23 protein-coding genes are annotated in these 24,133 nt (G+C 67.2%); 10 read left to right on the top strand and 13 right to left on the bottom strand.

Annotation, left to right across the window (positions count from 1 at the left end; all coding sequences use genetic code 11):
• From OXR00_RS11665 to OXR00_RS11655, 3 genes are all read right to left on the bottom strand, one after another.
• A partial coding sequence (locus OXR00_RS11665) for a TonB-dependent receptor (RefSeq protein WP_267388381.1) occupies positions 1–2,156 on the bottom strand: 2,156 nt, incomplete at its 3' end.
• A 76-nt stretch (positions 2,157–2,232) separates the two neighbouring features.
• Positions 2,233–2,718 (bottom strand): nuclear transport factor 2 family protein, encoded by a 486-nt coding sequence (locus OXR00_RS11660; RefSeq protein WP_267388380.1) that lies wholly within the window; start codon positions 2,716–2,718, stop codon positions 2,233–2,235.
• 13 nt (positions 2,719–2,731) lie between these two features.
• Complete coding sequence (locus OXR00_RS11655) at positions 2,732–3,961, bottom strand: FAD-dependent oxidoreductase (RefSeq protein WP_267388394.1); 1,230 nt, start codon at positions 3,959–3,961, stop codon at positions 2,732–2,734.
• A 90-nt stretch (positions 3,962–4,051) separates the two neighbouring features.
• Between OXR00_RS11655 and OXR00_RS11650 the strand changes: the two genes are divergently transcribed.
• The 4 genes from OXR00_RS11650 to OXR00_RS11635 all read left to right on the top strand — a co-directional run bounded on the left by OXR00_RS11650 (position 4,052) and on the right by OXR00_RS11635 (position 10,393).
• Positions 4,052–4,234: a hypothetical protein gene (locus tag OXR00_RS11650; protein ID WP_069207285.1), complete on the top strand. Its 183-nt coding sequence runs from the start codon at positions 4,052–4,054 to the stop codon at positions 4,232–4,234.
• Between the two features lie 141 nt (positions 4,235–4,375).
• Positions 4,376–5,611, top strand: coding sequence for an efflux RND transporter periplasmic adaptor subunit (locus OXR00_RS11645; protein ID WP_267388379.1), 1,236 nt, complete (start codon positions 4,376–4,378; stop codon positions 5,609–5,611).
• Positions 5,612–5,618: 7 nt separating this feature from the next.
• Entirely contained in the window at positions 5,619–8,795 is a 3,177-nt protein-coding gene (locus OXR00_RS11640) for an efflux RND transporter permease subunit (protein ID WP_346731998.1), read from the top strand.
• On the top strand, positions 8,792–10,393 hold the full coding sequence (locus OXR00_RS11635) for an efflux transporter outer membrane subunit (RefSeq protein ID WP_267388378.1): 1,602 nt from the start codon (positions 8,792–8,794) through the stop codon (positions 10,391–10,393). Before OXR00_RS11640 ends, OXR00_RS11635 begins: the two co-directional genes overlap by 4 nt.
• A 99-nt stretch (positions 10,394–10,492) precedes the next feature.
• Here the strand turns inward: OXR00_RS11635 and OXR00_RS11630 are convergent, their stop codons facing one another.
• The gene (locus OXR00_RS11630) at positions 10,493–10,921 is read right to left on the bottom strand and encodes a phasin family protein (protein WP_267388377.1); all 429 of its coding nucleotides are present in this window, start codon (positions 10,919–10,921) and stop codon (positions 10,493–10,495) included.
• 99 nt (positions 10,922–11,020) lie between these two features.
• Here OXR00_RS11630 and OXR00_RS11625 point away from each other — a divergent pair, with 99 nt between their 5' ends.
• A complete protein-coding gene (locus OXR00_RS11625) occupies positions 11,021–12,001 on the top strand; it encodes a hypothetical protein (protein ID WP_267388376.1) in 981 nt (326 codons plus the stop codon).
• Between the two features lie 47 nt (positions 12,002–12,048).
• Here OXR00_RS11625 and OXR00_RS11620 read toward each other — a convergent pair whose 3' ends face one another.
• Genes OXR00_RS11620 through OXR00_RS11590 form a run of 7 tightly spaced genes read right to left on the bottom strand, consistent with a single transcriptional unit; the run spans position 12,049 to position 19,271 of the window.
• On the bottom strand, positions 12,049–13,320 hold the full coding sequence (locus OXR00_RS11620) for an amidohydrolase family protein (protein ID WP_276593041.1): 1,272 nt from the start codon (positions 13,318–13,320) through the stop codon (positions 12,049–12,051).
• A 16-nt stretch (positions 13,321–13,336) separates the two neighbouring features.
• Positions 13,337–14,794, bottom strand: coding sequence for a hypothetical protein (locus OXR00_RS11615; protein ID WP_267388375.1), 1,458 nt, complete (start codon positions 14,792–14,794; stop codon positions 13,337–13,339).
• Complete coding sequence (locus tag OXR00_RS11610; RefSeq protein ID WP_267388374.1) at positions 14,785–15,945, bottom strand: PDZ domain-containing protein; 1,161 nt, start codon at positions 15,943–15,945, stop codon at positions 14,785–14,787. Before OXR00_RS11610 ends, OXR00_RS11615 begins: the two co-directional genes overlap by 10 nt.
• Positions 15,945–17,339 carry a dihydrolipoyl dehydrogenase gene (gene lpdA, locus OXR00_RS11605; protein ID WP_267388373.1) on the bottom strand — a complete coding sequence of 465 codons (1,395 nt, stop codon included), beginning with the start codon at positions 17,337–17,339 and terminating at the stop codon, positions 15,945–15,947. The genes OXR00_RS11610 and lpdA overlap by 1 nt, the downstream gene beginning before the upstream one ends.
• Positions 17,332–17,769, bottom strand: a complete 438-nt coding sequence (locus tag OXR00_RS11600; RefSeq protein ID WP_267388372.1) for a hotdog domain-containing protein — start codon at positions 17,767–17,769, stop codon at positions 17,332–17,334. The genes lpdA and OXR00_RS11600 overlap by 8 nt, the downstream gene beginning before the upstream one ends.
• Complete coding sequence (locus OXR00_RS11595; protein WP_267388371.1) at positions 17,756–17,980, bottom strand: hypothetical protein; 225 nt, start codon at positions 17,978–17,980, stop codon at positions 17,756–17,758. The genes OXR00_RS11600 and OXR00_RS11595 overlap by 14 nt, the downstream gene beginning before the upstream one ends.
• A gap of 7 nt (positions 17,981–17,987) precedes the next feature.
• The gene (locus tag OXR00_RS11590) at positions 17,988–19,271 is read right to left on the bottom strand and encodes a pyruvate dehydrogenase complex dihydrolipoamide acetyltransferase (protein ID WP_267388370.1); all 1,284 of its coding nucleotides are present in this window, start codon (positions 19,269–19,271) and stop codon (positions 17,988–17,990) included.
• Positions 19,272–19,432: 161 nt separating this feature from the next.
• Here OXR00_RS11590 and OXR00_RS11585 point away from each other — a divergent pair, with 161 nt between their 5' ends.
• The 5 genes from OXR00_RS11585 to OXR00_RS11565 all read left to right on the top strand — a co-directional run bounded on the left by OXR00_RS11585 (position 19,433) and on the right by OXR00_RS11565 (position 23,026).
• Positions 19,433–19,885, top strand: coding sequence for a universal stress protein (locus tag OXR00_RS11585; protein WP_267388369.1), 453 nt, complete (start codon positions 19,433–19,435; stop codon positions 19,883–19,885).
• Positions 19,886–19,895: 10 nt separating this feature from the next.
• Positions 19,896–20,435, top strand: a complete 540-nt coding sequence (locus OXR00_RS11580) for a pseudouridine synthase (protein ID WP_267388368.1) — start codon at positions 19,896–19,898, stop codon at positions 20,433–20,435.
• Between the two features lie 32 nt (positions 20,436–20,467).
• On the top strand, positions 20,468–21,778 hold the full coding sequence (locus OXR00_RS11575; protein WP_267388391.1) for a M20/M25/M40 family metallo-hydrolase: 1,311 nt from the start codon (positions 20,468–20,470) through the stop codon (positions 21,776–21,778).
• A 17-nt stretch (positions 21,779–21,795) separates the two neighbouring features.
• The gene (locus OXR00_RS11570; RefSeq protein WP_267388367.1) at positions 21,796–22,164 is read left to right on the top strand and encodes a VOC family protein; all 369 of its coding nucleotides are present in this window, start codon (positions 21,796–21,798) and stop codon (positions 22,162–22,164) included.
• 79 nt (positions 22,165–22,243) lie between these two features.
• Positions 22,244–23,026 carry a DUF4019 domain-containing protein gene (locus tag OXR00_RS11565; RefSeq protein ID WP_267388366.1) on the top strand — a complete coding sequence of 261 codons (783 nt, stop codon included), beginning with the start codon at positions 22,244–22,246 and terminating at the stop codon, positions 23,024–23,026.
• Positions 23,027–23,064: 38 nt separating this feature from the next.
• Here the strand turns inward: OXR00_RS11565 and arfB are convergent, their stop codons facing one another.
• On the bottom strand, positions 23,065–23,469 hold the full coding sequence (arfB, locus tag OXR00_RS11560; RefSeq protein WP_267388365.1) for an alternative ribosome rescue aminoacyl-tRNA hydrolase ArfB: 405 nt from the start codon (positions 23,467–23,469) through the stop codon (positions 23,065–23,067).
• Complete coding sequence (locus OXR00_RS11555) at positions 23,462–24,109, bottom strand: RNA pseudouridine synthase (RefSeq protein WP_267388364.1); 648 nt, start codon at positions 24,107–24,109, stop codon at positions 23,462–23,464. The genes arfB and OXR00_RS11555 overlap by 8 nt, the downstream gene beginning before the upstream one ends.
• Between the last annotated feature and the right edge of the window lie 24 nt (positions 24,110–24,133).

Below are 24,133 nucleotides of genomic sequence, written 5' to 3'. Positions count from 1 at the left end.
CGCGGGCCACCATCCGGTCCGCCCGGCCGCCGGCCGCCCGGCGGGAACAGCCCTGCCAGCGGGTTCGGCCCCTTGCCGGCACGAAATGCCTCGAACGCCTTCTGGATGTGCGACTTCAGTCTGATCGAGAAGTTCACGCCGTAACGCAGTTCGGAGCGGCTCGATTCCGCGAAGTTGATCGGCCTCGAATCGACCTGGAGCAGATCGCCATCGGCATCGCGCATGAAACGCTGCGGGAAGACGCTTTCGATCGCCGCCGTCGCACCGGGGAAGGCGGCGACCGGGTTTTCGGTGCGAACGTCGATATAGTTGGCGATGAAGCTGATGTCCTTCGACGCCCAGGGCTTCAGCGTTCCCTCCAGCTTCTTGGTATGGCTGGTGCTGCTGATAAGCGCACGGTTGCCGCCGCTGATCGAGGTGACGATCGCGTTGGTGCCGGTGACGTAATCGAACACCCGCACGTTGGGCGTCACGATGGTCGGGTTGCCGAGCTGCTGCGCGCTCGGCGCGTCGTCGCGATCGGTGGCGGAGGCGAGGATGCGCAAGGCGGGGATCGGCGCCCAGTTCACACCGTAGCCGATCGTCGTCAGCGTGCCGAAGTCCGACAGGTGATCTACCGCGATGTTGAGGTTGGCCGACAGCGTGCCGATCGCGCCGAGCACATGCCGCGCGCGGCTGGTGAGCGGCAGATCGAGGTTGATCTGGCCGTTGACGATATCGCGCTGGACGTTGCCGACCTGCTCGATATTCGCGCGGTACGATCGGCTGTCGAAACTGTTGGTCTGCGCACCGACGCGGATCGCGGTGGAGATCGCCCCTGCCGGCAGCTTGAACAACTGCCCGCTGAACAACGCGTCCGCGCCGCCGGTCTGCGATGTCGAATAGCCGCGATTGACCGGCAGCCCGGTGAACTGCCCGGCGAGCGGCCCGTACGGGTTGGCGGTCCGGTCGCCCGCGTTGAGCCGCGTCTGGAACGCCGAGGTATCGACACCGAGGTCGGTAAACGTCTCGCTGTCGGTGCGGTCGTAATTGCCGGTGACCGACCATTGCCACTTGGCGAGCGTACCGTTCAGCGTGGTGCCGAAATGGGTAACGACGCTCGAATTCTGCTGGCGGAGCGGGATGTAGCCGTCGCCGAGCGCACGGTTCACCACCACGGCTTGCGAAAACGGCGAGAAGGGATTGCCGGCGGGCAGCGTCAACTGCGCGGTCGGCAGACCGACCAGGCCCTGACTGTCGGTCACCTCAAGGCGGCCGTTCACGGTGGCGCTGACATTGTTGAAGATCGATGTCGCGTAGACCGTGTTGGCGGAGAAATCGCGGCTGGACGGCACGAGTGTGCGGTACTGGCCCTGATTGGTGACATTCGCGGCGGTCGCGGCGAAATCGCCGATCGTCGGGTTGGTGGTCGCCGCGCTGCCGGGCACGCCGACGATCGTGGCGGTGCCGAGCGCGGGGTCGATCGCGCCGCCGCCGACGCCGGTGATGTTGCCGCCGGTCGCGAAATTGCTGGGCGCGGCGGTGATGTCGCGCTCCGCCTCGGTCAGCGCGGAACTGGCCTTGTACGACAGATGGAGGTTGGCGCGCTTGCCGGCCTGGATCTTGAGCAGGTCCGCCTCTACCCCGGGCGTGTTGCTGCCGCCCTCGGTCGGTTGCGTATCGGCGAGTTCGGTGGTGAGCGCGCGGAAGCGGCGGCGCAGAACGATGTTCACCACGCGCTGATCGGCGCGGTAGCCATATTTCAGCGCGACTTCTTCGGGCAGGATTTCCGCACGCAGGATCGCCTCGGTCGGAATGTCGCGAATCTCTGCGAAGCTGGAGATGCGCTTGCCGTCGAGCAGCACAACCGGCGCGCCGCCGCTGCCGCGATCGCTGCGCGTCTGCGGCGACAGTTCGTTGAGGAGATCGGAGATCGAGTTGACGCCGTAGGAGCGGATGTCCGCCGGCCCGAGCGTCTGCTCGGGCGGGATGTCACCAACCACCGATCCCGGCGGCTTCTGTCCCTGCACGACGATGTCGGCGGGATCCTCGGCCTCATCGCTCGGCGCGGTCTGCTGCGGACGCTGCGGTGCCGCCGGCGGCGCGGCCGACTGCGCGAGGGCAGCGGTCGCGGTGCCGGCAAGCGCGACGGACAGGACGATGGACGTGCGACGCATGAGGGCCCCTTAAGATGAAGAGGCCCAAATGCCCGCAGTTTGTCGCAAGATTATGCCGGTTCGGCCACGACGCGCTTTATTGCGCGTCGCAGCCCGCGGTGCGGGAGGACCAGCTCGCGTTGGCGATCTTCCACGTGCCGCGTTCGCGGATCAGGTCGAAATGGTCGACCCCGCAATGCTGCACCTTGCCGTTCACGCGGAACACATAAGGCGCCCACACCATGGCGACGTCCCCATCGCTTTCGATCGCGGGATCGCTGATGCGTTCCTCGAAGCGATCGCCGCCGGGGGCGAAGCGCGCCGCCACCTCCGTCCAGCTACGCCGCGTGATGCTGCGCGTGCCGTCCGGATTTTCCACCGCATAGGTCGCGCCGCCATCGGGCCGCACCACCGCCGCAATCGCCTTCGGGTCGCTCGCCGCGATCCCCGCGAGAAACGCGTTGACCGGCGCGATCACGTCGCGCGTGTCGGCGTCCGCCAGCGGGATCGGGTTGGCGGGCGGCAGCTTGTCGGACGCGCTCGCCTGGGGCGCGAGCAACAGGGCGGCGAGGATCAGGCTCATAACGGTCTCCGGTTCATGCGGGCAGCAGCGCCTTCAACGGCAGGCTGGTGTCGGCGAGCGCCACAGGGTCGATCTCGGCGCCCGCCAGCACCAGCGCGCGGCCCTGCACATAGTCCTTGACCGCGTTGACGCAATCGAGTGCGATCACCCGGCCCGCCTTCAGGTAGATCACCGAAAAGCTGCGCGTCTCCGCAACGCCGCGCAGCACAACCGCATCGTGGCCGATCGACAGGCCGACGGTTTGCAGTCGCAGGTCATACTGGTTGGACCAGAACCACGGCACCGCATCATAAGCGACGCTCTCACCGACGATAGTCTTGGCGGCGACCGTCGCCTGATCGTTGGCATTCTGCACCGATTCGAGCCGGATCGTCGCGCCGCCCGCAAAGCGGTTGGCGTGCGCCGCGCAGTCCCCGATCGCGAAGACGTCGGCAAGACTGGTACGGCATTGCGCATCGACGGTGACGCCGTTGTGCCCCTCCGCGCCGGCCGCCAGCAAAGGCGCGACCGCGGTAATGATGCCGATGCCGACGATCACCATCTCGCATGCCAGCACGCTATCGTCCGCCAGCCGCACGCCGCAGGCGGCGCCGTCCCGTTCCTCGATACACACCACGCTCGCGCCGAGGTGCAGGTCGACGCCGTGAGCGCGGTGTTCCGCCTCGTAGAAGCGCGACAGCGGTTCGCCGGCGACGCGCGCCAGCACACGGTCCTGCGCCTCCAGCACAGTCACGTGCTTGCCGAACTTCGACAGCACCGCCGCCGCCTCCAGGCCGATATAGCCGCCGCCGACCACCACGACGCGCGTCACCTGCGGCAGTTCGCGCATCAATTGGTCGACATCCGCGCGGGTGCGGACGCCGTGGACGCCGCGCAGATCGTGTCCGGCGCAGCTCAACCGACGCGGACTGCCGCCGGTCGCCCAGATCAGCTTGCCATAACCGATCACCGCGCCCGCCGCCGTGTCCAGCGTACGCGCCTTTGGATCGACGCGAACGACGGCGGAACCGAGCAGCATCGTCACCCCGCGCTCCTCCCAGAAGGCGGGCTGGCGGATCAGGATACGTTCGAAGCTCTTGTCGCCGGCGAGATAGTCCTTGGACAGTGGCGGGCGCTCGTAGGGGATTTCCGGCTCGTCACCGATCATCGCGACGGTGCCTGCGAAACCGTTCTGGCGCAGCGCGATCGCCGCCTGTGCGCCGCCATGCCCGGCGCCGACGATCACGACATCATAATTGTCCAAGCCACCCTCCATCTTATCGACCACGCTCTGCCCGCCCGCCCCCGCGATGTCGAGATGGCGCACAGTGTCCGTTTGGCGTAGTCCACACCGATGAGCGAAGATCGATTCGAACGCCACCGCCAGCCCTGGACCACCGACGAAATCCAGAAGCTGCACACGCTGGCGAAAAAGGGCATGGCGCTGAAGGCGATCGCCAAGGCGTTGAAGCGTAGCGAGGAATCGACCAAGGATCGTGCCAAGGCGGACGGGCTGAGCATCGCCAAATTGCGGTAAGCCCGAATCGGGCGTGTTGCGCTGCAAAATAATGCGTCTAATGCTATGGCGTATTGCCCCGATATCCGGCGTTCGGCGGTGTTTGCGTTGACCAGATCACCGCAATGCCCTGACCGGTGGCGGATATGCGATGGAGAAACGATGACGCTCGCTCAGTTCCGCCGTCCCGTCCTGTCCTCTCCCGCTTCCATCATCCCAGCGATCGCCCTGCTGTGCACGGTCACGCTTGCCGGATGTTCGGGATCGGGCGCGCAAGGCGGCGCCGGTGGGAAGGGCAAAGGGCCTAAGGGTCCGCCCGAGGTCGGCTATATCGTCGCCAAGCAAAGCAGCGTGCCGATCGTCACCGAACTGGCCGGGCGCACGTCCGCCTATGAAAGTTCGGACGTGCGGCCGCAGGTGTCCGGCGTGATCTACAAGCGCTTCTTCAAGGAAGGCGCGTTGGTGCACCAGGGCCAGCCGCTCTACGAAATCGATCCGAGCCTGTACCGCGCGTCGACCAACCAGGCGCAGGCCAATCTGCAAAGCGCGCAGGCGAATGCCGAATCGACCCGCATCAAGGCCGAACGCTACAAGCCGCTCGCCGAGATCGAGGCGGTGGCGAAGCAGGACTATACCGATGCGCAGGCCGCCGCGCGGCAGGCCGCCGCCGCCGTGGCGCAGCAACGCGCCGCGCTGCAAACCGCGAAGATCAACCTGCGCTTCACCACCGTACCCGCCCCCATCACCGGTCGGATCGGGCGATCGCTTTTCACCGCCGGGGCGCTCGTCACCGCCGGCCAGACCGATCCGCTGACGACGATCCAGCGGCTTGATCCGATCTATGTCGACATCCAGCAATCGAGCAGCGATCTGCTCAACCTGCGCCGCGCGCTCGCGACCAGTGGCGTGGTGCCGACCACCGCCTCCGTTACGCTGCGGCTGGAAGACGGGACGGACTACGGCATCAAGGGCAAGGTCGAATTCTCCGAAGTGGTGGTCGATCCGACCACCGGCACGGTGACGGTGCGCGCGGTGTTCCCCAATCCGCAGGGGCTGCTGCTGCCCGGCATGTTCGTCCGCGCGAGCTTTGCGCAGTCGGTCGACAACAACGCCATTCTCGTACCGCAACCGGCGGTCTCGCGCACCGCCAAGGGTGAGGCCACCGTGTTCGTGCTGAACGGCGACAAGGCAGTGCTGCGCGACGTCACCGCGACGCGCACGTTCGGCACCGACTGGATCGTCACCGGCGGCCTGAAGCCCGGCGACAAGGTGATCGTCCAGGGCGTCGGCAAGACCAAGCCGAACATGAAGGTCAAGGCGGTTCCGGCGAGTGCGCCGCAGAAGATCGAGGTGCCGAAGAAATCCGGCGCGGACGGCGCCAACGGCGCCAAGGGCTGACGCGCCCGTGATCTCCCGCATCTTCATCGACCGGCCGATCTTCGCCTGGGTCATTGCCATCATCATCATGCTGGCGGGTGTCGGCGCGATCTACACGCTGCCGATCGAGCAATATCCCGACGTCGCCCCACCCACCGTCAACATCCGCGCGAGCTACCCCGGCGCGTCAGCCGGTACACTCGAAAACAGCGTGACGCAGGTGATCGAGCAACAGCTCACCGGGCTCGACGGGCTGCTGTATTTCTCGTCCAGCTCCACCTCGCGCGGGCAGGTGACGATCACCGCCACCTTCCAGAAGGGCACCGATCCCGACATCGCGCAGGTGCAGGTGCAGAACAAGGTGCAGCAGTCGGTCTCCCGCCTGCCGCAACAGGTGCAACAGCAGGGCCTGACCGTCACCAAGTCGAACCCCGACTTCCTGATCGTGGCGGCGATCTACGACACATCCAACCGCGTCACCAACGAGGATGTGTCCGATTATCTCGTCTCCAAGATGCAGGAGCCGATCGGCCGGCTGAAGGGCGTCGGCGACACCAACGTGTTCGGCTCGCAATATGCGATGCGGGTGTGGCTCAACCCAGACAAGCTCGCCAGCTTCAGCCTGATGCCGAGTGACGTCATCACCGCGATCCAGGGGCAGAACGCGGAGGTCGCCGCGGGCGAAGTCGGCGGCGCGCCCAATCCGCCGACCCAGGTGCTCGACGCGACCGTCACCGCGCAGTCGCGCCTGCAAACGCCCGAACAGTTCCGCGACATCGTCGTCAAGACGCAGCCGGACGGTTCGGCGGTGCGGATCAGCGACGTCGGCACGGTTCAGCTTGGCGCGGAGAGCTACGGCATCGTCAGCCGCTATAACGGCCATCCCGGCGCCGGCATGGCGGTCAGCCTCGCCCCCGGCGCGGACGCCATGTCCACCGCAGAACTGGTCCGCGCCGAGTTCCAGCGGCAGGCCAAGAGTTTCCCGCACGGCTTCGCCTATTCGTTCCCGCAGGATTCGACCGAGTTCATCAAACTGTCCGTCGACGAAGTGGTCATCACGCTGATCGAGGCGATCATCCTCGTCGTGATCGTCATGTTCGTGTTTCTGCAAAGCTGGCGCGCGACGTTGATCCCGACCATCGCGGTGCCGGTGGTGTTGCTCGGCACGTTCGGCATCTTCGCGATCGCCGGTTTCTCGATCAACACGCTGACGCTGTTCGGGCTGGTGCTGGCGATCGGCCTGCTCGTCGACGATGCGATTGTGGTGGTCGAAAACGTCGAGCGTCTGATGGACGAGGACCCGTCGCTCTCGCCGCGCGACGCGACGATCCGATCGATGGATGAGATCACCGTCGCGCTGGTGGCGATCGCGCTGGTGCTGTCGGCGGTGTTCCTGCCGATGGCGTTCTTCGGGGGCTCGACCGGCGTGATCTACAAGCAATTCTCCGTCACGATCGTGTCGGCGATGGTGCTGTCGGTGATCGTCGCGCTGGTGCTCACCCCCGCCCTCACCGCCACCTTGCTGAAGCGCAAGGACGAGGAGAAGCATGACGGCTGGATCGCGCGGCATACACAGGGCGCGAAGGACTGGTTCAACACCAATTTCGACAAGATGATCGAACGCTACGGCAACGCCGTCACCCGCGTGATCGATCGCAAGTGGCTGTTCCTGCTGATCTATGCGGGCGTAATCGTGATCCTCGCGCTGATGTTCGTGCGCCTGCCGACCGGCTTCCTGCCGACCGAGGATCAGGGGATCGCCTCGCTCCAGTACAATCTCGCCCCAGGTGCGACGATCAACAAGACCCAGGTAGCGCAGCGCGAGATCGAGAAATATTTCCTCACGCAGGAAAAGGCCAACGTCGAAGGCGTGCTGACCGTCGCCGGTGTCGGCGGCAACTCCGGCGGTGGTCAGAACTCCGGACGCGGCTTCGTCGCGTTCAAGGAATGGTCGGACCGCAAAGGCACAGCCAACGCCGCGCCCGCCATCACCCAGCGCGCGACGGCGGCACTCGGCGCGTTGCGCGACGTGGAGTTCTACGCGATCCAGCCGAGCGCGGTGCGTGGTCTCGGCCAGAGCAACGGCTTCACGCTCGAACTGCAGAACTCCAGCGGCATGAGTCGAGTCGACTTCAAGGCGGCACGCGACAAGCTGCTCGCCGCCGCCCGCGCCGACGACCGGCTGGCGGCGGTACGCCCGACCGATCTTGACGACCAGCCGACGCTGAAGGTTGATGTTGATCCGCTCAAGCTCAGCACGCTCGGCCTCAGTCAGGCGCAGGTCAACGCCACCCTGTCGACCGCCTGGGGCGGCAGCTACGTCAACGACTTCAACGATCGCGGCCGCGTGAAGCGGGTCTATGTCCAGGGCGAGGCGGAATACCGTTCGCGTCCCGAGGATATCGCGCGCTGGTACGTGCGCGGTACGAGCGGGGCGATGGCGCCGTTCTCGTCGTTCGCGACGACGAGCTGGAACACCGCGCCGAACTCGCTGGCGCGGTTCCAGGGCATCTCCTCCTACGAGATACAGGGTCAGGCGGCGCCGGGGCAGAGCTCGGGCGATGCGATGAAGGTAATGACCGATCTCGCCGCGAAGATCCCCGGCACCAGTGTGGCATGGAGCGGCCTCTCCTATCAGGAACGGCTGTCGACCGGCCAGGCGCCGTTCCTCTACGGCATTTCGCTGCTGGTGGTGTTCCTGTGCCTTGCCGCCCTGTACGAAAGCTGGACGGTTCCTATCGCGGTGCTGCTGGTCATTCCGCTGGGGCTGGTCGGCGCGATCTTCGCGGTGACGCTGCGTGGGCTGCAGAACGACGTGTATCTCCAGATCGGCCTGCTGACGACGATGGGCCTCGCCTCCAAGAACGCCATTCTGATGATCGAATTCGCCGAACAGGCCGAGAAGGAGGGCAAGCGCGTGATCGAGGCGGCGCTGGAGGCGGCGCGGATCCGTTTGCGGCCGATCCTGATGACCAGCTTCGCGTTCATCTTCGGCGTGCTGCCGCTGGCGATCTCGACCGGCGCGGGCGCGAACAGCCGCGTGGCGATCGGCACGGCGGTGATCGGCGGGATGCTGACCGCGACGATCCTGGCGATCTTCTACATTCCGTTGTTCTTCGTGCTGGTGCGGCGCGGCGCGCGCGACGGATTGAAGGCGGTGCGGAGCCGGCTCCACCATGAACCGCACCCGGAGGAGACGGCATGAACCGCACGGTCGTGAGCGCGTTCGCGCTTGCAGCGCTTGGTGGTTGCTCGCTGGCGCCGAAATACGTTCGCCCGGAGCCGCCGGTGCCGATGTCGTGGCCGACCGGCGACGCGTATCTGCGCACCAGCGAGGCGACGCTGCCAAGCGTCAGCTACCGCGACATCTTTCGCGACGCGCGGCTCCAGAAGATCATCGAACAGGCGCTCATCAACAATCGCGATCTGCGCATCGCGGCGGGGAATATCGCCACAGCGCGCGCGCAATACCATATTCAGCGCGCCGAATTGTTGCCGCAGATCGGCGCGACGGGCGGTTATTCGCGACGTCAGACGAGTTCGGCTGGCGGCAATACCACCACCGGGATCGGCGGGATCGGCACTGGCGGCACCGGCACCGGCACCGGTACGGGCACCGGCGGTACGGGCGCTGGCGGAGTCGGCAACGGCGGCACGGGTACAGGCACCGGAACGGGTGGCACGGGTACGGTCGTCTCCGGCACGTCGAACACGTTCGGCGGGACCACCAGTAGCTTCTCCGCCAATGTCGGCATTACCGCGTTTGAGCTCGATCTGTTCGGGCGCGTCCGTTCGCTGACGCAGGCTGCGCAGAACCGCTATTTCGAAACCGAGGCGACCGCCCGGGCGACCCGCCTCACCTTGATCGGCGACATCGCTACCGGCTGGCTGACCTATGCCTCCGACAAAAGCCTGCTGCGCATCGCCGAACAGACCGCCGCCATCGCGCAGAAGAGCGTCGCGCTGACCACGCAGCGGCTGAACGGCGGGATCGCGCCGCGTACCGATCTCGCGCAGGCGCAGATCACCTTGCAGACCGCGCTGTCCGACCTGGCCGAGCAGAAAACCGCGCTGGCGCAGGACGTGAACGCGTTGCAGTTGCTGGTCGGCGCACCGGTCGATCCGGCGTTGTTGCCGGACGGGATCGAGCAGGCCGGGCAAACCGTCGCCGAACTCCCTGCTGGGCTGGACTCCCGCGTGCTGCTGCGCCGCCCCGATGTCGTGGAGGCGGAGTACGAATTGCGCGCGGCCAATGCCGAGATCGGTGCCGCGCGCGCCGAACTGTTCCCGACCATCTCGCTCACCGCGCTGACCGGCTTTGCGTCGAGCGCCTTATCCAACCTGTTCACCGGCGGCGCGTTCACCTATTCGGTGGCGCCGAGCGTAAACTATTCCATCTTCCGTGCCGGCGCCGGCAAGGCAACCGTCGCACAGTCGCGCGCGCAGCGCGATGTCGCGCTCGCCACCTATGAACGCGCGATCCAGACCGCGTTCCGTGAGGTGTCCGACGCACTGGCGCGACGCGGCACGATCGCGGAGCAGAGCCGCGCGCAACAGGCGCTCACCGCCGCCTCGCGCGAGAATTTCGAATTGTCCAACGCCCGCTATCGCGGCGGCATCGACACGTATCTGCAGAGCCTGACCGCGCAGCAGTCCTTCTATTCGTCGCAGCGGTCGCTGGTCGATACGCAACTGACCGCGGCGGCCAATCTGGTGACGCTGTACCGCACGCTCGGCGGCGATGCGACGCTCGACGTCGCACCGGACGATACACGCCCCGTACCCGCTACAAAGCAGCAGTGATCAACGCCGGATAACCGATCGCGGTCCCGAAGCTTCGCACCAGCCTACGCGCGCTCCGTGACCGCGCCATGCCCCCGCGTGCGGATGAGGCCGCGAAGACTATTCGCTTTTCTCGGGTGAGACCACGTCACGGCCAAATTTCATGATGAGTTCGCCGATCTCGCGCGCCTGCGTCACGGAACGGTTGCTCTGTTCGCGAATGAAGTCGCCCTGGATCTTCATCACCTGCGACAGATCCTTCGCCTCGGCCACCTGACGCATTGCGGCGAACGCCTCACGCGTGTTCGACTCGGCTTGATCGAGCATGCGCAGGCCCAGGTTCGAGCCGCCCTCCACGAACTTCATGCCCGCTTTGCGCGCCGGATCGGCGAACGTCTCGTCAAAGCTTCCCTTGGCCTTGTTAGCGAACTCATTGATATCGACCACCTGACGGCTCCTTCTCTCGATTGCCGGATCGCCCCGGCCGGTTCGGCTCTGCGGCCGGAAAACGCGTGGGCTGGCCCCACGTCGCTCCTCGCGACCGATCATAGGAACGCCCGACCGCACAGGCAACGCCCACCACGTTTTTACCGCCCGCTAACCACGGACGTGCGATGGGTCCGATCGCTCCGATCGGAAACCCTCTCCTTGTCCGCCACACGCATCACGCCCCCTCCTGTCCTGCTCTCGTTCGTTGCGGCGGCGGTGCTGTACGCGCTGCTGGCGCGACCGGACTCGACGATGCTGGTGCCGCTCGTCGGTGCGCTTGCACTGACCGGCGCGGTGTGGCGGTTGCTGCGGACGCTGAACGTGCCGCATGCCGCGCGGTGGGCGGCGGTGACGCTGGCGCTGCCCGCCACGGCGCTCAACGCAGGTCTGCTCGGGCGGAGCGATGCGATGTGGGCCGTGCCCTGCCTGCTGGCGCTCGATGCAGCGATTCAGCGCCGCCACGGTATGATGCTGCTGTGGTGCGGGCTAGGTCTCGTGTGCGGACCGCAGGCGCTGCTGTTCGCGCCGTTCGTGGTGGCGCTGCTCATCAACCGGCGCGTGCCGATCGCGACGTGGCTGCCGGGGCTGGCGTTCACAATGGCGGTTCTGTTGCTTGACCTATCATCGCATGATCTCAAGGTGCTTTGGCGGCAACCATTCCTTCGCACGGGGCACGTCTGGTCCGTTCTCGCTGCGGTGCTTCCGCTCGATCGCGCGCAGCTGGCCGGTCTCGCCATCGTCGGGACGGCCGGCGCAATCGCATGGTATGTTGCGCGCTTCTCCGCGCAACCACCGATCTCGCCGGTGCGGCTGTTGCCGGTGGCGCTGCTTGCCACTCTGGTCACCACCGCGCTTTCGACGGGAGGCTTCGTCCTCGCCGGGGTGATCGCGGCGGCCTGGGCCATCTCCGTGCAGGATCGGCGGGCGTGGCGTGTCGCCGTGTTGATCCAGACGGCATCGGCCCTGTCGATCGCCGGCGACCTTACCGGGCAAAACACGCTTGGCGCGGTCGCTTTCGTGGCGGTCGCGTTGGCGACGTGGCTGATGGTGAAGCCGCTCGCCGGCCCGGCCGCAAACGACAACGCGCCGATGACCGGCGCATGGCGGCGCCGACCGTTGCCACCAATGCCTTCGATATAACCGGCCGCCTCACCTCGCAGCGCTGCAAAGGTGAGGCGGCAGTAGGCTTACTTGACCCGTTCACCGCCCTTGATGACCGCTGCCGGATGCTCCAGCACGCGCACATCGGCGAGCGGATCGCTGTCCACCGCGACGATGTCGCCGTAATGACCCACCGCGATCTGCCCGACGTCGTCGCTCTTGTCGAGCGCCTCGGCCGCGCTCAGCGTGGCGGCGCGGATCGCCTGTAGCGGCGTCATTCCCCATTTCACCATTACCGCGAACTGCCGGGCGTTGTCGCCATGCGGATAGACGCCAGCGTCGGTGCCGAACAGCAACGGCACGCCCGCCTTCACCGCGCGGCTGAACGTCTGGCGCTGTTTGAGGCCGATCGCGCGCTCCTTGTCGAGGCTCTGCTGCTCGGTGCCGTTCTTGGTGCCGGTGGCGAGGATGTAATCATCGTTGTAGATATCCATGTCGAACCAGGTGTGATGCTGGATCGCCAGTTTGATCGCCTCGTCCGAGGCGAGGCTGCAATGCTCGATCGTGTCGATGCCGGCGAGGATCGCCGCCTTGATGCCCTCGTCACCGTGCGCGTGCGCAGCGACGCGGAGGTGGAGCATGTGCGCCTCGTCGGCGATCGCCTTCATCTCCTCGAACGACAACTGCTGCCCGCCGACGCTGTCGCCGAGCGAGAACACGCCGCCGGTCGCGCAGATCTTGATGACGGTCGCACCGTATTTGTGCAGCCAGCGCACCTTGGCGCGCGCTTGCTCCGGCGAGTTGATGACCGAGGGCTGCTGCTTGTCGAGGCTGGGTGGCAGCGCATTGTCGTCACAGTGGCCGCCGGTCGCACCGATCGCGTAGGTTGCGGTGGTCATGCGGGGCCCCGGAATCCAGCCGCCGTCGATCGCCTGCCGCAAGCCGACATCGTCAAAATCCGCCGAGCCGACGTTGCGCACCGAGGTGAAGCCCGCCTCCAGCGTCTTTTTCGCGTTGGCAGTGCCTACCGCCTGCCAGAAACTGTCGGTGTATTTCAGCCCGGTATAGCCGCCGATCTCCGCCAGTGACGTGAGGTGGACGTGCATGTCGATCAGGCCGGGCAGAATGGTCTTGCCGGGCAGGTCGATCCGCGCTGCGCCCGCTGGAATGATCGGCCGCGCGTTCTGGCCGGTCACCACCGATGCGATGCGCCCATCGGTGATGACCACCACCGGATCGTCGAGCGTGCGGCCAGATGCGACGTCGAGCATGTGTGCGGCGGTGACGACGACGCTCTCCGCCATTGCCGGCGTTGCGGCGCACGCGAGCAGCGCCGCCGCAAGAAGTCTGCGAACCATGTAAAGCCCCCTTGGTTTATGTCCCGGGGGTTTGTCGCGCGCCTGTGCCCGCCTGTCCAGCGCGGCCATCCCAGTCGAGCATCGCGGTGTAGCCGGGCGGCGGCGCCGGCAGCACCGTACGAGCAATCAGCCCGGTGGCGACCACCGCCAGCAGTGCCAAGCCGCTCCCACGCGCAAGACGGCGCGGCACGCCTTCGCTGGCGAGCAGGATCGCGGCAAGCGCACTTGCGAGCATTGGCCACAGATGGTAGCGCAGGTCCGAAGCGATGCTAACCACCGCGAAGCTCGCCTCCAGCGCAAGCGCGGAGACGGCGAGCGCCAGCGCAAGATCGCGGATCGTCGTACGCGGCGTCGCACAGGCGATAGACACCACACAGGCCGCAACGACGACCCACGCGATCGGCCAGCCGAGCGGCGTTGCCGTCATCCACGCCGCCGCCACGACAACCGGCGCCACCACCTTGCCGGGCGTGCCGAGCCCGATCGTGTTGACCTCCGACAACGCCGGCGGCACCGCGCTGGTCCAACCCACCGGCACCAGCCAGCGCGTGGTGGAGTTGAGATGCGCAAGCCGGTGCCGCGCATAGCCGAGTGGGTGCCGCAGGATCGCGCCCGCCCAGCCGCGCTGCAGCACGCCAGCCGGCGCTGCCGCGAACCGCTCGGAGATCGCCCCGCAGTGGCCGGCGCTGCCGATCGGATCCCAGAAGAACGGCTGGTAACAGTGTCGCGTTACGATCAGCGCGCGCTCGCCTGGGGTCAGCACGCCGTCATCGCCCGCGAAATGCGCGATGCCGGCCAGATCGAACAGCGGCAGCGTATTGCCGACGCTGGTCGGCTGCGCGTCGAACAGCCGGTGGTTGATGATCGGCGACACCGCCAACACGGCCAGCGTCAGCCCGGCAATGGCGCCTGCCCGCGCGACCCAGCGCCGCCGCCCCGGCACCAGCATGACCACCAGCGGCACCACCGCGAACACCGCATTGGTGCGCACCAGCACAGCATAGCCGAGCAATACGCCAACCGCGATCAGCGCCGGCAGCGACAGCGCCCGCCCGCCCAGCCGCGCGCGCGCGACGATGCCGACCGCCGCCAACATCGCGCCGAGCATCTGCGCGTCCTTTAGAATCACCGACTGCCATGCCACGAACAGCGGCAGCGTCCCCACGACGATCACCGCCCAGCCGCTACGTACGCTGCCGTCCCGCGCTAGCGCCGCCGCGATCAGGCCAAGTCCGAGCCAATACGTCGCCGCCTGGCCTGCGAACATCGCCGCGCCACCCGCCCCGAGTGGGTGCAGCACCGCCCACAGCCGCGCCATGATCGGCGGGTGCCAGTCGTCATACGCACCGCTCAGCACCTGCGCATATTGACCGATCGTGTCGAACATCGCGACGCCCGGCCACCACAGGCCAAGCTGAAGCAGCAAAAGCACCGCCGCCGCAAACGCGATGCTACGCGTGGCCGTCATCGGCATGCGGAGGCCGGGCGCGGCACGAAGCTTTCGCGCGGGGTGCCATCCACCGTGTACAGCCGCTCAGCCGGGAACTTGACGACGAGCCCGCTCGACGGCAGCGGGAAATCGTAGACCGCACCGCGCAAGCCCGCCATGCGCGTGCCGCACACCGGCTTGCCGAACGCGGCGAAACCGATCGCCAGCCCCTCGCCCATGCTACCCGTCCAGCGGCCGACCAGCACCCTCACCGGACCAGGATGATATTTGCCCGAACGCGGCAGGACCTGTTCGATCCACTGGCGCGCTATGCCGGTTTCGCGCTCCTCGGCGGGAAGATTGTGGATCTGGTAGGCGCTCGGCCTGGTCACGAACCAGCCCATCAACGCGCGCGCGACGCTGGTGTTGCCGCCGCTCGGCGTGTCGGTCAGGTCGAGCGTTACGGGCGCGTCGGCGGGTAGTCCTGCCATTGCTGAGTCGAACGCCGCAATCGTCGCGGAGTCTCCGAGCGAGTTGTTGAAGCGGATCGTCGTGCCGGTGACCGTCAGCGGCGGCTGACCGGGTTGCGCGTCGTACAGGCTCAGCAAGGTGACCGTCCGCGCGACACCGCCATGCGACACCGTCAGCACGCGCGGCCGGTCGCGCCGCCCAGCCGCCAGCACGCGCGCGGCATAAGCGCTGCGTTCGCCCGCGGCGTCTAGCGCGAGCGGCGACCAGAACCCCGCCACCGCCTCAGCGATCGGCACGCCGCCGACCGCAACCAGACGGTCGCCCGCCACGATGCCCGCCCGCGAGGCCGGCGTGTCATGGCGAACGGCATCGACGAAGTAACCGCTTCCCGCCGCCACGATCCAGATATCGGCATAGCTCGGCACGACCGCCCAATCGTCCTTGAATGACGCACCGGTGATCGCATGATGGTCGGCCAGCGCGGTCAGCGCATCCTCGGCGTAACGAAGCAGGCTGTCGCCGTCATGCACAGCGTCCCGCTCGGCGGCGAGCTTCGCCGATGCCGGTGCCGCGCCACCGGGGAAGCGATCGAGATAGGCGTAATTGGCGACGATCAGCGCATCGAGCGCCTTGGCATCGCCCGCATAATCCACCGGCGCAGGTGCGGCCGCGCCAAGCAGGGCCGGCGCGGCGACCAGCACAAGAGCCGCCGCGCCACGTCGCATCAGATGTGGATCGCGCGGCCGTAGGCGCCGAGCACGCTCTCGTGCATCATTTCCGAGAGGGTCGGGTGCGCGAACACCGTCTCCATCAGCTCGGCCTCGGTGGTTTCGAGCTGACGGGCGATGACATAGCCCTGGATCAGCTCGGTCACTTCCGCGCCGACCATGTGCGCGCCGAGCAGCTCGCCGGTCTTAGCGTCAAACACCGTCTTGACGAAGCCCTCCGCCTCGCCGAGCGCGATCGCCTTGCCGTTGCCGATGAACGGGAACTTGCCGACCTTGACCTCGTGGCCGGCGTCCTTGGCCTTGGCCTCGGTCAGCCCCACGCTCGCGACTTGCGGGCGCGAATAGGTGCAGCCCGGGATGTTCCACGTCTCGAACGCGTGCGGCTTCAACCCCGCGATCGCCTCGACACAGACGATGCCTTCATGGCTCGCCTTGTGCGCCAGCCACGGCGGGCCGGTCACGTCGCCAATCGCGTACACGCCCTCGACATTGGTGCGCGCATAGCCGTCGACCTTGATGTGGCCGCGATCGGTTTCGATGCCAAGCGCTTCCAGACCGATGTTCTCGGTGTTGGGCACGATGCCGATCGCGACGATGACGTGGCTGAACTCGGCCGAGGTGACCTGCCCGTCCTTGCCCTTGATCTTGGCTGTCACACCGCTGTCGGTCACGTCGAGCGCGTCCAGGCCGGTGTTGGTGAGCAGCTTGATGCCCTGCTTGGTTAGCGCCTTGTCCATGAACGCGGAGACTTCCTCGTCCTCGACCGGCAGGATGCGCGGCAGCATCTCGACGATGGTCACGTCCGCGCCCATGTCGTTGTAGAAGCTGGCGAATTCGACGCCGATCGCGCCCGATCCGATCACCAGCAGCTTGGTCGGCATCTCGGGCGGCACCATCGCGTGGCGGTACGTCCAGATGCGCTTGCCGTCGGCCTTGGCGAACGGCAGGTCTCTCGCGCGCGCGCCGGTGGCGACGATGATGTGCTTGGCCTTCAGTTCGGTCTTCTGGTCACCCTGCGTGACGACGATCGTATCCTTGGCGGTAAGCGCACCGAGGCCCTCGACCACGGTGACCTTGTTCTTCTTCATCAGGCCTTTGACGCCGGCGTTCAATTGCCCCGCCACCTTGCGGCTGCGCTGCGTTACCGCCTCGAGGTCAAAGCCGATGTTGTCCGCCTTCAGCCCGTAATCCTTGGCGTGGCTCATGTAGTGATAGATTTCGGAGGTGCGCAGCAGCGCCTTGGTCGGGATGCAACCCCAGTTGAGGCAGATGCCGCCAAGCCGCTCGCGCTCGACGATGGCGGTCTTGAGGCCGAGCTGGGCCGCGCGGATCGCCGCGACATAGCCGCCGGGGCCGGAACCGAGGATGACGAGATCGTAGGTGTCAGACACTTGGGTTTCCTTCAAGAAGCGGCTTGATATCGGAAGTTTGAACGTCGCTGTTAAGGGCCTTGGGGCCGTCCTCGGCCATCGCCACCAGCACGAAGCGCCCCTGCGCGGCGCGCTCGGTATGCTCGCCGTGGCGGTCGCGCCGGACGATCTCGACCGCCACCGTCATCGAGGTGCGCCCGGTGGCGACGATCGCGGCATGGACCGACACCTCGTCCCCCACCTGCACGGGCGCGGTGAAGGTGAAGCCGTCCGCCGCCACCACCGGCGCGCGCGCGCCGCTGTGTCGCGAGGCGACCGAGCCGGCGGCGAGCGCCATTTGCCCCATCAGCCAGCCGACGAAGATCGTGCCGTACGGATTGGCGTCCGCCGCCATCGCGGTGAGGCGCAGCACCGGTTCGCCTGCAGGCATGAGGCGCTCAGCCGTCGCCATGCGGCACCCCCTGCCGGGCGGCGCGGTCGCGTACCCAGGCGCGGCGGATCGGCATGATTCGCAGCAGCACGTCGATCGCCATGACGACATAGGCGATCATCCAGATCGTGCGGCCGATCCCCGGCACCGCCCAGGACGCCAGCGACGCGATAAGCGCCGCCACGCCCAGGCCGATGGCCAGAAAGATCAGTTCGACGATCGTCCGGCGCATCGCGTGGTTACGCGAGCATCGCCAGCGGCGATTCGACCAGCGTCTTGAACGCCGCCATCAACTGCGCGCCGTCCGCCCCGTCGATCGCACGGTGATCGAAGCTGCCGGTCGCCGACATGACGGTGGCAATGCCGAGCTGACCGTCGATCACGTACGGGCGCTGGTCGCCCGCGCCGATCGCCATGATCATGCCCTGCGGCGGATTGATGACCGCCTCGAAATGCTTGATGCCCATCATGCCCATGTTCGACAGCGATGCGGTGCCGCCCTGGAACTCCTCGGGCTTGAGCTTGCCTTCCTTTGCGCGGCCGGCGAGATCCTTCATCTCGGTCGAGATCGCCGCTACGCCCTTGGTGTCGGCTCCCTTGATGATCGGCGTGATGAGGCCGGCCGGCACGCTCACCGCCACCGACACGTCGGCGCGGCTGAAGCTGATGAGCTGGTCGGGCGTGTACATCACGTTGCACTTGGGCACCTGCATCAGGCTGACGCCGAGCGCCTTGATGAGCAGATCGTTGACCGACAGCTTGACGCCGCGCGCGGCGAGCCCGGCGTTGAGTTCGCCACGCAGCTTGAGCAGCGCGTCGAGCCGGATGTCCACCGTCAGGTAGATGTGCGGCACCTGCTGCTTCGATTCGGTCAGGCGGCGCGCGATCACCTTGCGCACGTTCGACAGCTTGTCGGCGGTGTGCGGAATGTCGGGCACGCCGTAGACCGGCGCGGCGGGAGCCGATGCCGGCGCGGCGCTCGGTGTCGGTGCGGCTGCGGCCTGCGGTGCGGCCTTGGCGGCGGCAGTACCCGATTTGGCACCGTCGAGATCGGCCTTGACGATGCGACCACGCGGTCCGCTGCCGGTCACGCCGGCAAGGTCGATGTTCTTCTCGGCGGCGAGACGGCGCGCGAGCGGGCTGGCGCGCAGGCGATCGCCCTCGGCCTTGGGTGCGGGCGCGGCGGGCGTCGGCGCGGGTGCAGGCGCAGCCTCGGCCTTCGGCGCGGCGGCGGCAGGCGCTTCGGCCTTGGGCGCGGCGGGGGCAGCGCTGGCATCCTCGCCGTCGCTGGCCATCACCGCGATCACGGTGCCGACCTTCACGCCTTCGGTGCCTTCGGCGACGGTGAGCTTGCCGATCGTGCCTTCGTCGACCGCCTCGAACTCCATCGTCGCCTTGTCGGTCTCGATCTCGGCGAGCAGATCGCCCGACTTTACGGTGTCGCCTTCCTTGACCAGCCACTTTGCGAGCGTGCCCTCCTCCATCGTCGGGGAGAGAGCGGGCATCTTGATCTCGATCGGCATGAAGTCGTCCTTGAAATCGAATCCTGGGGCTGACGTGTCTCTCGCGCCCGATCCGCGCCCGGTCAAGACCATGATCGACACGGGCATCCGCGCACACGCACTTGCACGCAGCGGCCGCGAGGGGCAATCAACGGTGTATTCAGCGCCGTTCGGGGGCAAACATGCGCATCTATCTGGTTGTGATCGACAATAATCCCGAAAGCGGGATCGCGTTGCGCTTCGCGGCGCGCCGCGCGGTGAAGACCGGCGGCGGCGTCGAGATCCTCGCGCTGATCGAGCCGCAAGAGTTCATTCCCTTCGGCGGCGTGCAGGCGACGATCGAGGAGGAGGCGCGCCTTCACGCCGAGGGGCTGGTGGCGGGTGCGGCCGGTACGCTGCTGGAGGAATCCGGCCTGCGTCCGTCGATCACGGTGCGGCAGGGCGATGGCCCGAAGATCATCCGCGAGATGATCGCGGACAGCCCCGACATCGCCGCCCTCGTGCTGGGTGCCGCCGCGCACGGTGCGCCCGGCCCACTGATCGCGCACTTCTCCAGCGATTCGGGTTCGCTGCCGGTTCCGCTGATGATCGTTCCGGGCTCGCTGACCCGCGAGGCGATCGACCGCCTGAGTTGATCGCGCCTGCTTGACCCTCATCCTGTTCAACAAGCCGTATGACGTGCTCAGCCAGTTCACTGATCGTGGCAGCGAGGCGACACGTGCGACGCTGTCCACGTTCATCGACGTGCCCGGCGTGTATCCGGCCGGTCGGCTCGACCGCGACAGCGAGGGGCTGTTGCTGCTCACCGACGATGGTCGCTTGCAGGCACGTATTGCCGATCCGAAGTTCAAGCTGCCCAAGACGTATCTGGTGCAGGTCGAGGGCGAACCCGATGAGGCCGCGCTGAACGCCTTGCGCACCGGGGTTCGCCTCAAGGACGGGATGACGCGCCCTGCGGAGACCGAACGCATCGATCCGCCCGCGCTGTGGCCGCGCGATCCGCCGATCCGCTACCGTGCGAGCGTGCCGGATCGCTGGCTGCGCCTCACCATCCGCGAAGGCCGCAACCGGCAGGTGCGGCGGATGACGGCGGCGGTCGGCCACCCCACGCTGCGGCTGGTGCGGTGGAGCATCGGTGACTGGACGGTGGGAGATCTTGAGCCGGGGGCGTGGCGCACGGCTTGAAGCGCCGCGCGGATCGCGGCACGATGCCGCTTATGCGCTACCTTTCCCCCCTCGTTACCTCGGCCTCCGCCCTGCTCCTCGTCACCCCCGCCTTCGCGGCGGACGAAGCGCCCGACCCCGCCCGGCTGAGGGCGACGGTCGACAAGCTCGTCAGTTTCGGCACGCGCCACACGCTGTCCTCGCCCGACGACCCGAAGCGCGGCATCGGCGCGGCGCGAGCATGGGTCGGCGCGGAGTTCAGCCACCTTGCCGATGCGTGCGGCGGCTGCATCACCGTCGCCAATATCGCGCGCACCTTCACCGGCCCGCGCGCGCCGCAGGGCGTGCAGATCGTCGACGTGCTCGGCTTCCAGCAGGGCACCGATCCCAAGCGCGTCATCATCGTCGGCGCGCATATCGACAGCCGCGTGAGCGACGTGATGAACGCCACCGCCGATGCGCCCGGCGCGAACGACGACGGCTCGGGCGTGGCGCTGGTGCTGGAGGCGGCGCGCATCCTGTCGAAGCAGAAGTTCCGCGCGACCATCGTCTACGCGGTGTTCTCGGGCGAGGAACAGGGGCTGTGGGGCGGGCAGTTGCTCGCCGACACCGCCAAGGAAAAGGGCTGGACCGTCTCGGCGATGTTCAACAACGATATCGTCGGCAACACGGTCGGAACCGATGGCACCCGTGTCGCGGACCGCGTGCGCGTGTTCTCCGAAGGGATCCGCGCCGCCGACGATCTGCCAGCGCAACTCGCCCGCCGCGCCAATGGCGGCGAGGATGATTCGCCCTCCCGCTCGCTCGCCAAGCTGGTGGACGGTGTCGCCGGCACCCTGCCCGGCGGGCTCGACGTGCTGGTCGATCGCCGGCCCGACCGGTTCGGGCGCGGCGGCGATCACGAGCCTTTCCTGAAGCTCGGCTATCCGGCGGTGCGCTTCAGCGTCGGCGTGGAGAATTACAACGCGCAGCATCAGGACCTGCGCACCGAAAACGGCAAGGCATATGGCGACACCGCCGATAAGATGGACTTCGCCTATCTCGCCAAGGTCACCGCGATCAACGTCGCCGCGATCCGCCGCCTCGCCGCTGCGCCGGCCGCGCCATCGGGTGTGACGGTGGCGGGCGCGCTCGGCAGCGATACGCGCGTGGCGTGGGTGCCGGTCGCGGGCGCGAGTGGCTACCGCCTCCACTGGCGCCGCAACGACGCGCAGGACTGGCAACAGACGCGCGACGTCGGCGCCGGCGAAACCGCGCAGGTGCTGAAGGGCGTGGTGATCGACGACACGTTCGTCGGCGTCGGCGCGCTGGCGGCGGATGGTTCGGAAAGCCTCGTCACGTTCGCGGGGCCGGTGCCACGCTGAGCATTTAGGAGGACGATATGGCGGTAACCGGGATCGGCGGCTTCTTTTTTCGCGCCCACGACCCCGAGGCGCTGCGGGGCTGGTATCGCACCCATCTCGGTGTCGGCGGCGAAGCCTACGACCCGTGGCGGCAGGCCGCCGGCCCGACCATGTTTCTGCCGTTCGGCAGCAGCACCGACTATTGGCCGGCGGACAAACCGTGGCTGCTCAACCTGCGGGTGGACAATCTCGACGCCGTCTTGGCGCGCCTGAACGCGGCAGGCATCGCAGTGGAGACCGATCCGGCGTGGGACTCGCCGGATGCGGGCCGCTTCGCCCGCATCCATGATCCCGAAAGCAATCCGATCGAACTATGGGAGCCTGCCGGTGACGGCCAACCCACCTGACGTCGCTATCGGAAAGCACGAAAAGCACATGTTTTTTGGGGTGGCCGCACCCCGGTGCGCACCATAGTCGAGAGGAGGTATGAACACGCCGGCAAGACACGGAATTTGCGCACTCTCCGAGAAGGAGAAGCAGACGCTGCGCCTGATCGTTCGCGGCCACGATGCGAAGTCCGTAGCCCGCAGCCTTGGCCTGTCGGTACACACCATCAACGAGCGGCTGCGTAATGCGCGGCAGAAGCTGGCGGTGTCGAGCAGTCGTGAGGCCGCGCGAGTGCTGCTGGAAGCCGAAGGCGGTTCGGTAACGCCCCCCACCCCCAATTTTGCTGTGGACGAGATAATCGGGGCAGACCCGTCCCGTCCACCCGCCGATCAAGGCGCCGCGCCGACCGATGGCGCGGGGCGGACACATCACCGTCCCTGGTTGATCCTTGGAGGCTCCGTCATGACGTTTGCTCTTAGTTTGTTGATCTTCGCCGCGATGCCCCAGGGCAATCCCGCACCGCCAGCGCCAGCCGGCACCACGCTTGCCACCCCCGACGCGGAGGTGGTGGAAACCGCACGGCAATGGCTGGCGCTGCTGGATCAATCCCGCTGGGAGGAAAGCTACCGGGCGACCGGAGCCGTGTTCCGCAAGCTCAATACCGTGCAGGTCTGGGCTGCGGCGTCGGAACAGGCGCGGGCGCCGCTCGGTGGCATGATCTCCCGCACGTTCGTCAGTCAGGCCGACGTGCCAGCACCGCCTGCGGGCTATCAGATGGCGAAGTTCCGTACGCGTTTCGCCAACAAATCCGAGGCGATCGAAACCGTTACGCTCAACCGCGAGGACGGTGGCTGGCATGTGGTGGGTGTGACGATCGGTTAGCGACCATAGGCCGGCCGCGCCACCACGTCGGCCGCACCTCAGTCTGTCGAAACGCGCCCTCGCCCCGCCTTGATGACACTCCGCCCCTTCTTGGCCTCGACGCGCCGCGCCTTGGCGGCCTTGCTTGGCTTGGTCTTGACCCGCCGTGCTTGGCGTTCGTGCGCCTGCGCGAGCATCTCGCCCACGCGTTCGCGTGCATCGGCGCGGTTGGCGTCCTGAGTGCGGTAGCGGCGCGCGGTGATGAGCAGTTCGCCGGCCGATGTCATCCGACTGCCGGCGATCGTCTTCAACTGCTGGTACGCCCAGGGTGCAAGACCCAGCTTGAACACGTCGACGCGCAACTGCACCGCCGTCGCCACCTTGTTGACATTCTGTCCGCCCGGCCCGGTCGCGGCGAGGAAGCGTTCCTCGATCGCATCCTCGGGCAGGTCGTAATCAGCCACCGAACCCTGCCTTCAAGAAGCGCTCGGGCAGCGGCGCCTCGGCGATGATCGGCTCCTTGCCCTCGCGCGGGATCGTGAGCGCGGCGGCGTGGAGCAAGGTTTCACCGCCACCGCTTCCGTAGATCGGGTCGCCCACCACCGGTGCGCCCAGCGCCTCGGCCGCGTGGACGCGGATCTGATGCGTGCGGCCGGTCTCGGGCGTGAACTCGACGAAGGCGCGGCCGTCCTGCACCGCCAGCACGCGCCAGCCGGTGCGCGATGCCTTGCCGGCGGAATCGCCCTGCATCCGCCAGCCGGTCTCGGCCGTGCTGACCTTGAGCAGCGGCAGGTCGATTAGCCCGCTCTCACCCTCCGGCACGCCCTCCAGCACGGCGAGATAGCGTTTCTGCACCCGCCCCTGTTCGAACGCCTGTTGCAGCCGCGCGTGCGCCTTTGGATTGCGCGACAACAGCAGGCAACCCGACGTGTCGCGGTCGAGACGGTGGACCGGGTGCGGCCAGCGTTTGAAGCCGAACGTCAGCCCGTCCATATGGTTTTCAAGGCTGATCGAGCCGTCACGCGGACGATCGACCGGAAGGCCGGCGGGTTTGTCGATGACGAGCGCCTCGCCGTCGAGAAAGAGAACATGATTTGCAAGCATGAAGCCGTCTTGCCACCGCAAGCG

This window comes from Sphingomonas sp. GC_Shp_3, from assembly GCF_026540945.1.
Taxonomy (GTDB): Bacteria; Pseudomonadota; Alphaproteobacteria; order Sphingomonadales; family Sphingomonadaceae; genus Sphingomonas.
The sequence above is the reverse complement of the archived record's forward strand: the minus strand, read 5'-3'. Positions and strand labels throughout refer to the sequence as shown.